Annotated in this window: 6 protein-coding genes and 1 pseudogene (1 of these 7 running past the window's edge); 4 read left to right on the top strand and 3 right to left on the bottom strand. The window is 30.9% G+C overall.

Translation table 11 applies throughout. The features are described from left to right. Positions 1-121 precede the first annotated feature (121 nt). Positions 122-1,525 (top strand): hypothetical protein, encoded by a 1,404-nt coding sequence (locus tag A2255_08700; GenBank protein OGI19645.1) that lies wholly within the window; start codon positions 122-124, stop codon positions 1,523-1,525. A gap of 75 nt (positions 1,526-1,600) precedes the next feature. On the opposite strand, the gene A2255_08695 is transcribed toward A2255_08700, so the two are convergent. From A2255_08695 to A2255_08685, 3 genes are all read right to left on the bottom strand, one after another. Next, the gene (locus A2255_08695) at positions 1,601-1,879 is read right to left on the bottom strand and encodes a cell division topological specificity factor MinE (GenBank protein OGI19646.1); all 279 of its coding nucleotides are present in this window, start codon (positions 1,877-1,879) and stop codon (positions 1,601-1,603) included. A gap of 96 nt (positions 1,880-1,975) precedes the next feature. Beyond that, complete coding sequence (locus A2255_08690) at positions 1,976-2,785, bottom strand: septum site-determining protein MinD (protein OGI19644.1); 810 nt, start codon at positions 2,783-2,785, stop codon at positions 1,976-1,978. A gap of 18 nt (positions 2,786-2,803) precedes the next feature. Further along, positions 2,804-3,619 carry a hypothetical protein gene (locus A2255_08685; GenBank protein ID OGI19643.1) on the bottom strand — a complete coding sequence of 272 codons (816 nt, stop codon included), beginning with the start codon at positions 3,617-3,619 and terminating at the stop codon, positions 2,804-2,806. A 441-nt stretch (positions 3,620-4,060) separates the two neighbouring features. Between A2255_08685 and A2255_08680 the strand changes: the two genes are divergently transcribed. The 3 genes and pseudogenes from A2255_08680 to A2255_08670 form a co-directional block, all read left to right on the top strand. Beyond that, positions 4,061-5,851 carry a hypothetical protein gene (locus tag A2255_08680; GenBank protein OGI19642.1) on the top strand — a complete coding sequence of 597 codons (1,791 nt, stop codon included), beginning with the start codon at positions 4,061-4,063 and terminating at the stop codon, positions 5,849-5,851. A gap of 160 nt (positions 5,852-6,011) precedes the next feature. Further along, positions 6,012-6,485, top strand: a complete 474-nt coding sequence (locus A2255_08675) for a hypothetical protein (protein ID OGI19641.1) — start codon at positions 6,012-6,014, stop codon at positions 6,483-6,485. Between the two features lie 309 nt (positions 6,486-6,794). Then, positions 6,795-7,911, top strand: a pseudogene (locus A2255_08670) (hypothetical protein); it runs 32 nt beyond the window's last position.

Raw genomic sequence — 7,911 nt, 5'->3', positions numbered from 1 at the left:
ATTCATAAAAAACAGCTACCAATTTTTGGGTTTTTTTAATATTTGAGTTATGCGGTGGTCTTATTTAAGGGATTAAATAAAATTAAAAAATATTATAAAATCAAAATATATGATAGCTGGAATGAAGAATAAATTAATAATTTTACTTTTAGCTCTGATTATCTCAGCTAATTCAGCTTTTGCTGCAAATTATTATGAGTCTGGTAAAAATTTCTACAAAAATAAAAATTATGTTCAGGCTAATTTGTCTTTTAAAAAGGCTTTATCCAGCGATCCATATAATGCAGATTATCGTTATTACTACGCACAGACTCTGGTTTATCTTTTAAGACTTGATGAAGCTCAAAAAGAATATGAAAAAATAATTGAATTAGCCCCTCTTAGTAGTGCTGCAAAATTATCTGTAATTGCTATTGCAAATATACAGAAATATTATGCAGGTAATGATATAGAGGATGAATCAGAATCAAAGCCCAGTATTGATGGAATTGGTGAAAATTATATTGATAATGCTCTTGATGGTGGTCTTATAGTTCGTTGGAATCTTGAGAAAATGCCACTAAAATTGTATTTAGGAAATTATAAGGATGTTTCCGGTTATCAATCGTATTACGGTTCAGCTGTTAAAAGGGCTTTTTCTGACTGGATTAATAAACTTGACGGTTTGATGAATTATACTTTAGTCAGTAATCCTAATGACGCAGATATAGTAATTAAATTTGTACCGGCAATTGATACAACAAATACAGGATCAGGTTTTATTAGTGGATTAACCTCACATCATATTAAAGGCAATATCCTGAAATATGCGAATATTGAAGTTTCAACGATGAGACCCAACAAGACAATTTTTACTGAAACAGATATTTATTATACTGTTCTTCATGAAATCGGGCATGCTTTGGGAATTATGGGGCATAGTTATAATGAAGATGATGTTATGTATCCCGTTGCCATAGGCAAAAAATCTGTGAATTTGGTATTTTCTCATAGAGATGTTAACACAATAAAGCTACTATATAAGTTAGATGCAGATATTTCTAATTTTGACGCTCAAAAAATTGCTAAAAAGGATTTTGATAAAAATTCACTTGTATTAGGAGATTCTAATTCCAGGCTAGATAAGGAATTACAAGAAGCAAAAGATTATGTTAAAAGAGTTCCGAATCATCCAATAGCCTGGACATCCCTTGGCTCTGCGTACAATAATAAAAAACAGTATTACGAAGCTATTACTAATTATAAAAATGCTCTTGAAATTGATGCAAATTATCTTCAAGCCAGAGAAGGGCTTGCTGATTCTTATAAAGATGTAGGTGATGTCTATAATGCAACTACTGAATATAAAAACTTAATTACAAGTGATCCTAAAAATATCAATTATTCCTTAAAATTAGCACTGTTATATAGAAGTTATAATAAGTATCAGGACGCTAATATGGTTCTAAATTATCTTATAAATGCAAATCCTGAAGCCAGAACGAATGAAGATGTAAAACGGCTAATGCTTGAAGTTAATAAATAACTAATGCCCTTATGGTTATTAACCTAAGGGCATTAAAAGATATAATATAAAGCTTAATGTTTACCCAGAATAAGCTTATTTATTTCTGAGTATTGGAATATTTGCAACAAGTGCTATTGTACTTGAGCCGTCTTCTAAATTAAGATCTAACGCTTCTCTGTCAATTTCAACATAGCGTGAAATTACATCAACAAGTTCATCTCTCATTTGCTCAAGAGTGCCAGGAGCAAGTTTGCTTCTATCATGCATCAAGACTAATTTTAATCTGTTACTGGCGTCATTTTTACTATTAAAACTTGTCTTTTTGACTGTAACATTATTAGTAGCAAGAACCTGGTTGAATCTTGATACTATTTCATTAACCATTTCATTAAGTCTGTTATTAAGTTTGCTACTTTTTAGTTCATTAATTGTTTTATCTAATAATTTCATCGATACTACCACCTTATTTTAAGAATTTGCACCTACCAGGAAGAAACTTTTAACTTTTTCAAAAAAGCCTACAGGAGCTTCTAAATTGATGAATGGAATTTCCTCACCCTGAATTCTCCTTGCAACATTGTTATATGCTACTCCGGCTTTAGAGTTTTCCATATTTACAATAGGTTCGCCTTTATTTGTACTTACGATGATATCTTCATCTTCAGGAATTATTCCAATCAGTTTTACTGACAAGATATCAACTACATCGTCTATGCTTAACATGTCATTAGCTTTTATCATAGCTGGACGAACTCTGTTAAGTAGTAATTTGTAGCTAACAATTTCTTCTTTAGCTTCAAGAAGTCCTATTATTCTATCAGCATCTCTGATAGCTGACATTTCTGGAGTGGTAACTATAATTGCTTCTTGTGCTCCAGCTACAGCATTCTGGAAGCCTTGTTCGATACCAGCAGGGCTGTCAACAAGGACAAAATCGTATTCTTCTTTAAGACGATTGCAAATGTCTATCATTTGTTCTGCTGTTAAAGCTGATTTATCTCTTGTTTGTGCAGCAGCCAAGAGGGCAAGATTAGGGTTTTTCTTATCTTTTACAAGTGCTTGCTGTAATTTACATCTTTCTTCAATTACATCAACAATCGTGTATACGATTCTATTTTCAAGCCCCATTAATAAATCTAAATTTCTAAGACCGATATCAGTATCAATAAGTGCAACTTTTGCACCATTTTTTGCAAGAGCAGTGCCGATATTAGCACATGAAGTAGTTTTACCAACTCCACCCTTACCTGATGTAATAACTATAACACGTCCTGTCATGTTTAAGGCCTCCTATTTTTAGCCGTTTAGAGAGTAAATTTTAATTTCACCGTCTGAGATTTTTGCTTCTTCTGGAATGAAGGAATTTATTTTTTCTGCTTTTTCGACTTCAAGTCTATCTGGTTTTCTTGCGTATAGATCAGCTATTCTAAGCTGAATGGCATTTATTTTTAAGGCTTTAATGCTGGATTTGTAATTATTATTTGACCCTGCGTGAGCTATACCGCTAAGTATACCCCATACTACGATGTCTCCTGCTGAAATAATTTCTGAACCAGGGTGGCAATCTCCAATTATAACTACATTTCCATCAAAGTTAATTGTTTGACCTGATCTAAGAGTTTGTTTTAAGTATAAAGTTTTATTCTTTGATTCCTGGTTAGTATTGTTTTGAGCTTTTTCTTGATTTAATTCTTGATCTAAAATATCTTCCAGGGCTTTTTCTGTTGTATACTGTTCATCAATTTCTTGAAAGCTTGTATCTATAATTTCTACAGGGTTATTAATGTTATTTTCTGTTTGTATATTAACATTTTGTGTTTCTTGACTGGGTAGTTTTTCAGAAACAGCAAGACCTGCACTTAATGCGGCAAGCTGAGTATTTAAGGATTTAGTATAAATAACTGCTATTTCTACACCTGCATCCTCGACAGTGGTTTTCAAGTTAGATATCTGATCTGTAGTCAAGAGAATATCATTTAAAATTAGCCTTACTTTTTTTCCCTTAAAATTATTTTTTTCAAGGATTTTTGCTAATTCAACCAGCATACTGGCTGGGGTTATGGCTACGCTCAGATCAATTGTGTTTTCATTAAGCAACGCAAAATTATTCATATATTCTCACTTAGTTTTGATTACTTAAAATCAGTTAATAATTAGACCAATTCCTTTACCTACATGAAATTGAGGATATATAAAAAAACTGATAAATTCAATCAAAGTTTTACCTCATGTTGCAAAATCTTTACTCACATAAGTATTTTTAGCTTAACATTTTTAAAAATGTTAAAAATTCAAATGTTAAATAAATTTCAGAAGTCGCCATTTAAAATGTAGTACTCTGTTAGGTTAAGAGAGAGTATGTTTTCTCTGTCGCTGTTGAAGCTATAAATTGACATGAAACAAAGGCTCCTACGAAGAAAACCTACCCGCTCCTTAAAATTAATCGTTCAGAGCAATAGTAAATTGGTAATTAGGTATATCAAGTGATATTCTATTATTAAGGGATATATTATCAATATTATAAAAAATTATTTAAACTTGAAGGATAAATTTATGAGGTATATATATTTTTCAATATTAAGTCTGCTTTTTATTTCATTATTACCTGCGTTTACGCAAGAACAATTGGGCTTAAATATAGTGTATCCTAAAAATAATGCAAGGGTTAATGCTCCATCTGTATTTTTTGTAGGAGGTACTAACCCTAATGCTAAGCTAAAAATTAATGGAAATGATGTTAATGTTTATCCTAACGGTGGTTTTGTACAAGTTGTACCTTTAAATAGAGGAAATAATACTATAAACATAGAATCAACATTAAAAGATAAAGTAAAAAAACTTGCATACACAATAAGTGTACCTGAATATGAGAAGACAATTCCAAATTTTCCATTGAAAATAGATAAATCAAGCATAAAACCTGATCAAAATATCACCTATCAACCAGGTGACATTATAAATCTTAAATTTAAAGGATCAACAGGGAATAAAGCCAGTTTTTCTATAGGAAATAGAAAAGATATTCCAATGGTTGAATTAAATCCTGAATATTCAAAAGCAGATATAGTTTTTGGGAAAGCTTTTGATACATCAAAATCTCCTGTTAAAGGTATTTATAGTGGAAGTTATAAGATTCAGGAAGCTGATATCTTCAAAAATACACCAATTATTATTAAATTAGCATCAGAAGATGATAATATAACTGAAGCAGCTGATGCTACAGTGACAGTTATTCCTAAGAACTTTACTCCTATGGTTGCAGAAGTTGTAAAAGATTATTCAATTGTTAGAAATGCTCCTGGTAAAAGCAGGCTAACACCTTTATCTGTGGGAACACGAATTAATGTAACAGGACGTATTGGTGATGAATATAGATTTAAAATGGGTAATATTATGGAAGGATGGATTTCAGTTAATGATATTAATATCTTGCCTGAAGGAGCTCCTGTTGCTGAAAGCATCATTGGCTCAGTAAATATTGAATCAGTTAATGATAGCGTGTTAATAAAAGTTCCATTATCCCAGAAATTGCCTGTTTCTATAGAACAACTCTCAAATTCACAAATTAGTTTGTCTATTTATGGTGGAATATCTGATGTTAGCCTCATTCCTTATAATAATAGTGAGGCTTTTATTAAAGAAATTAAATCGACACAGCCTTTCAAGGATGTCTTTCAAATAGTTATTACACCTAATGCAAAACAATTATGGGGTTATGATTATTATTATGAGGATAACACTTTTATACTAAAACTTAGAAAGCCCCCATTCATTGATATCAACAACCCATTAAAAGATAAAACCATCACAATTGATCCTGGACATGGTGGTACTGAGCTTGGATCAGTCGGTCCAACAGGTGTTCCTGAAAAAACAATTAACCTTGAAATAGCAAAATTTTTAAAGCAAGAATTAGAAAATAATGGTGCAAAGGTTATAATGACCAGAAATACCGATAAAAATGTCGGGCTTTATGAAAGAATTAAAATTGCTAATGATGCTAATTCCTTGATCTTACTAAGTATTCACAATAATGCCCTTCCTGATGGCAGAGATCCTTATAAGGAGCATGGATCAAGCACTTATTATTATCATTCTCAAGCCTTACCTTTAACAAAGAGTATTCAAAAATCTCTCGTTCAGAATCTAGGACTCAAAGACTTTGGTATTTTCTGGGATAGTCTTGCTTTAACAAGACCTCATAAGCCAATTGCTGTTCTTGTGGAAATAGGTTTTATGATTAATCCTGATGAGTATACACTATTAACTGATCAGAAATTTCAAGAGAAATCGGCTAAGGCTATATATATGGGACTTGAAGATTTTTTAAAAACCTATAAATAATTAAGCTCTCAAATGCTTTCACAGAAGTAGGTATGTCCAATAGGATACGGTAAAAAGTAGTATTTAAAGATTAACTGGTATTGCATCTCAGCTGGTTAATATATTTTTTTTGGTTTCTGCTTATAATGAATTCGTTTTGAAGAGAAAAATTTTAATTTTGATGAATTATTTTAGGTTAGAAAATAATAAATTTAAAATTTTTATAAAAAACTCAAAAGCTGGTAAAAGTCAGTTATCTGAGTCGGATTTTGATATTCCTGAAATAAAGGAGTTAATGCTAAAAAATCCAGTTCCATCTTATATAAGAAAAATAATAAGGAATCTGGATAGCTTGACTCTGGAAGATAAGATCATTTGGTCGCAGGATTTTGAAGGGTTTTTTAGGGGATTAGTGATTAAAGACTGTAGATTTTCAAATTTTAAAATAATTATAGAAAATGATAATTCTGCGGATTTTGATGATTACGGGATTGATAAGTTAAATAATTTTGAGTCAGCTTATAGGATTAGTCTTATAAAAGATGGATTAGGATCAAAAAAAACAGAATATATTATTAATTTACAAGCTGATAATGATGAAATAACTCATCTTTTTGAGGCTATTGAAAGAAAACTAATTCAACAGAATAATTAGTGCTCTGCTGAACCAGTAGATTGACCGAATAATTTCGATGGGAATATTTTCTCCGTCACAGGTGCTAACGCACATAATTAAGACTGGAATAATTGATGACTTAAATAAGTGACAAGGTCACTTTCGCACAGGCAAGGCTCCTACGAAAACATTCCCACCTCCATAATTTATTGGTCAGAGTAATAGTTTGAGATTTGTAATTATTTGTACCATTTATATTTTTGGTAATGACAAATTTCAAACTCCAATCGTTTTTATATTATTAGCAATAAAACGTTTTAAATGTAATAAATGAGAACAATTAAAATCATGAATATAGCTCATAATAGCTTAAATAATTTAGAGAAACCGGATATATTTGCGTCATTTATCAAAAATAGTCCAGGGCTGAAGATTGCTTATGACTCTTTTCAGGTGAATAAGCAATCTGAGAATAATGAGATAAAAAAAGAAAAAGGTCATAAAGGTCTAAATATAAAAATATTAGGTGGGACAAGTATACTCTTAATTAGTATTCTTGCATCTGCTGCATTCATGCATAGTAGGGTAGGCTGGTTTGCTCAAAAAAGTAGAATTTGGTATAAAAATTTAGAAACAAGTATCAATAAATTAAAGAATAATAAAGAAATTTTATCACCACTTGAGCGTTTATCGTTATGTGTAAAGGAAAAAATTCAGCAGGGCCTGGATTTTCTTCTTAGTTTTAATCAACTTAAAGATCACGCTTTGGGAAAAGCTCTTGGCCCTTTAAAAAGGGGGGTAGATAAGATAGTTTCATATTTTAAAAAAGCAGCCATAAAGACTACAGGAGAAAAATACGATAGCCTTGCTATTTATGCGAATAATATGCATAAAAGTCTTAGTAATCTTGTTCAAACAATGCGAAAAAATGGCTTAGATGATGAAGCTCAGGCTATTGAGAAAATACTAGAAAAAGGTAATATCAAAGCTATTATAAAAAATGACTTAAAAGCAGGATATCAAGGTAGAGTAGTTAAATTACAGGAAAATCTAAATGAAATAGTGAATAGTTATGATGATCTTGTTATGGGGAATATACCAAAATCTACCAGAGTAAATGAGATATTGCGTGATATACCAGGTAGTATTAAAGAAATTGGTAGTATTTATAAAAGATTAAAAGAAGATCTTATTGCAAATACCGGTAAAAGATTGTTAAAACCTAAGGAAGAAGCTTTAAATGCTTTAGAAAGTTTAGGTAATACTCTGGCGAAAATTCAAAAAAGCAATCCTGAATTCACAAGAATAAATAAAGCGAGTATAAATAAAATTTCAAAAGATATAGATAAACTTTCAGGAAACATTAAAAAGGCAACTAATTTTGAGGTTGATAATCTAACAACCAGATTGTTTGATCTTGATCTTGATGGAGGAATTCTTGAAGTTATCACACCTGTTATGGCAA

This window comes from Candidatus Melainabacteria bacterium RIFOXYA2_FULL_32_9 (assembly GCA_001784615.1).
GTDB lineage: Bacteria > Cyanobacteriota > Vampirovibrionia > Gastranaerophilales > UBA9579 > UBA9579.
The sequence above is the reverse complement of the archived record's forward strand: the minus strand, read 5'-3'. Positions and strand labels throughout refer to the sequence as shown.

Coding starts and splice junctions, on each gene's coding strand:
- A2255_08700 (OGI19645.1), top strand. CDS start 122: ATGAAGAATAAATTAATAATTTTACTTTTAGCTCTGATTATCTCAGCT.
- A2255_08690 (OGI19644.1), bottom strand. CDS start 2,785: ATGACAGGACGTGTTATAGTTATTACATCAGGTAAGGGTGGAGTTGGT.
- A2255_08685 (OGI19643.1), bottom strand. CDS start 3,619: ATGAATAATTTTGCGTTGCTTAATGAAAACACAATTGATCTGAGCGTA.
- A2255_08680 (OGI19642.1), top strand. CDS start 4,061: ATGAGGTATATATATTTTTCAATATTAAGTCTGCTTTTTATTTCATTA.
- A2255_08675 (OGI19641.1), top strand. CDS start 6,012: ATGAATTATTTTAGGTTAGAAAATAATAAATTTAAAATTTTTATAAAA.